2 protein-coding genes are annotated in these 2517 nt (G+C 26.9%); both read left to right on the forward strand.

Going from position 1 to position 2517, the window contains the following annotated elements:
- Positions 1-81 precede the first annotated feature (81 nt).
- Entirely contained in the window at positions 82-873 is a 792-nt protein-coding gene (locus I4U58_RS13480) for a sugar phosphate isomerase/epimerase (protein ID WP_195931849.1), read from the forward strand.
- 137 nt (positions 874-1010) lie between these two features.
- The gene (gene murF, locus I4U58_RS13485; protein ID WP_195931850.1) at positions 1011-2387 is read left to right on the forward strand and encodes a UDP-N-acetylmuramoyl-tripeptide--D-alanyl-D-alanine ligase; all 1377 of its coding nucleotides are present in this window, start codon (positions 1011-1013) and stop codon (positions 2385-2387) included.
- Positions 2388-2517: the final 130 nt, after the last annotated feature.

Raw genomic sequence — 2517 nt, forward strand, 5'->3', positions numbered from 1 at the left:
AATATTATGTAGAATATTTATTTAATTTATCTAAAAATAATATTTTATACTTTAAACTTAGAAAGGGGAATGGATTTAAATATGAAAGTGTATATATCACAATTAACAGAAACGGAAAATATTATAGATTTGCTTGAGAAATACGATATAGGTTTAGAAATAGTATTATTTGCAAGCCCTTATTGTCTAGATAAGCAAGATGAATTTATAGAGATTTATAAAAAGGAATTAGGTAGGTTATACGATGCGGTTGAATTTGGAATACATGGGCCCTATGCAGAGCTAAGTGCAGGTAGTCGAGATAATTTAATAACACAAGTTTCTACATATAGGATGCAACAAGCATATGATGTGGCGAAGAAAATGAATGCAAATTATGTAGTATATCACAATGGCTATTATCCAAAGACATATAGTTATATTGAGTGGATGCAGCGTACACCTAAGTATTGGAACAACTTCCTTAAAGATAAAAAAGACGACGATATAAAAATACACCTTGAAAATGTGCATGAAGAAAATTCTTTTTTAATGAATGAACTTATGAAACATATTTATGATGAAAAAACATCTCTTTGCTTAGATATAGGTCATGTAAATGTATATTCAAAAGTAGATATAGAAGATTGGATAAAATCATTTGGGCAATATATGAAACATATGCATATACACAACAATTATGGAGATGAAGATTCACATTTTGCAATAAATAAAGGTACTATGGATGTAATATCTATATTGAATAAATTAAAAGACAAAGATATAACTATATCATTAGAAATAACAGATGTAAATGAACTTAGAGACTCTCTAGATATACTTTATAAAAATGGTTTTATAAAATTAAGAGAATTAGCTAAAAATAATATTTAATTAAATATATTAAAATAATTCATATAATAATAAATTGAAGCTAAAATATAGCATAATGAAAACCTTATAATATTGTTGACATATGACATATATGGTATAATTTTTTAGAGAATTTAAAGTGTTAGAGAGGAGCAAATATGGATTACTTATCTATAGAAGAATTAGTAAATGCCAGCAATGGTGATTTAACAAGTAAGAGTAAAGAAGTTGAAGCTATAAATGATTTAGTTATAGATAGCAGACTTGCAAATAAAAACAATGCATTTTTCGCAATAATAGGAGAGTCTTTAGATGGACATAAATTTATAAACTCTGCGATAGAAAATGGTTGTAAAACAATAATAAAAAATAAAAGCAACGATTTAGAAATAATAGGAGAAGATGTAAATATAATCGAAGTGGAAAACACTGAGTTTGCACTTGGAGATATATCTAGATACTATAAAAATAAATTTGATATACCATTTATAGGAGTTACTGGTAGTGTTGGTAAAACATCTACAAGAGATATGGTTTATGCTGCTGTATCAAGTAAATACAAAACTCTTAAAAATATGGGTAACTTAAACAATCAATTCGGAGTGCCACTAACTCTTACAAATTTAGATAAAAGCTATGAATGTGCTGTAATCGAAATGGGTATGAGTGGATTTAATGAAATTGAATACTTAGTAAATATAGTTAATCCTAAGATAGGTGTTATATCTAATATAGGACTTTCTCATGTTGAAAGACTTGGTTCAAGAGAAGGTATATTTAAAGCTAAGATGGAAATAACTACAAACTTTGATGAGAGTTGCACATTAATAGTAAATGGCGACGACGATATGCTAACAACATTAAAAAACAAAGACTTAAACTACAACTTAAAAACTTTTGGATTTGAAAAAGACAACACAATATATTGTGTAGACTTTGAGATGAATGATAGTGATACAACTTTCAACGTTATGATAGATAACAACATAGAAAAATTCTACATACCGACAGTTGGTGAGCATAACATATACAATGCGATGGCAGCTATACTTGTAGGTCAAACTTTAGGAATAAGTTTAGATCAAATAAGAGAAGGTTTAAGAAACTTAGAAATAACTAAATCTAGAATGGACGTTATAAAAAATGACAACTATACAGTTATAGATTCAGTTTATAATGCAAGTGTAGATTCTATGAGAGCTGCTTTAAAAGTATTAAACAGATACGAAAATAGAAAAGTAGCAGTATTAGGTGATATGTTTGAAATGGGTTCATTTGCAGAAGAAGGTCACAGAGAAGTTGGTAAATGTGCTAGCGAATATGCAGATATACTTATAGCTGTTGGAGATGATGCCAAATTTATGGTAGATGAAGCTATTAAAAATAACATGGATAAAGAAAATACTTACTACTTTAAAACAAAAGAAGAAGCTATAGAAAACTTTGAAAATATTCTACAAAAAGGAGATGCTATATTAGTTAAAGCATCTAGAGGAATGCACTTAGAAGAAGTTGTAGAGTTTTTAAGTAAATAATATATAAGATATATAAGTTAAAATTTTTATTAAGCAATATAAGTTAAAACTTATATGTAAATAAAAAGCTAAATTTAGTGTAAATATTAAATTTAGCTTTTTTTAATGAATTTATTTATTTATTTCATCT

The sequence above is a fragment of the Clostridium sp. 1001270J_160509_D11 genome (genome assembly GCF_015667935.1).
Classification (GTDB): domain Bacteria; phylum Bacillota; class Clostridia; order Peptostreptococcales; family Peptostreptococcaceae; genus Intestinibacter.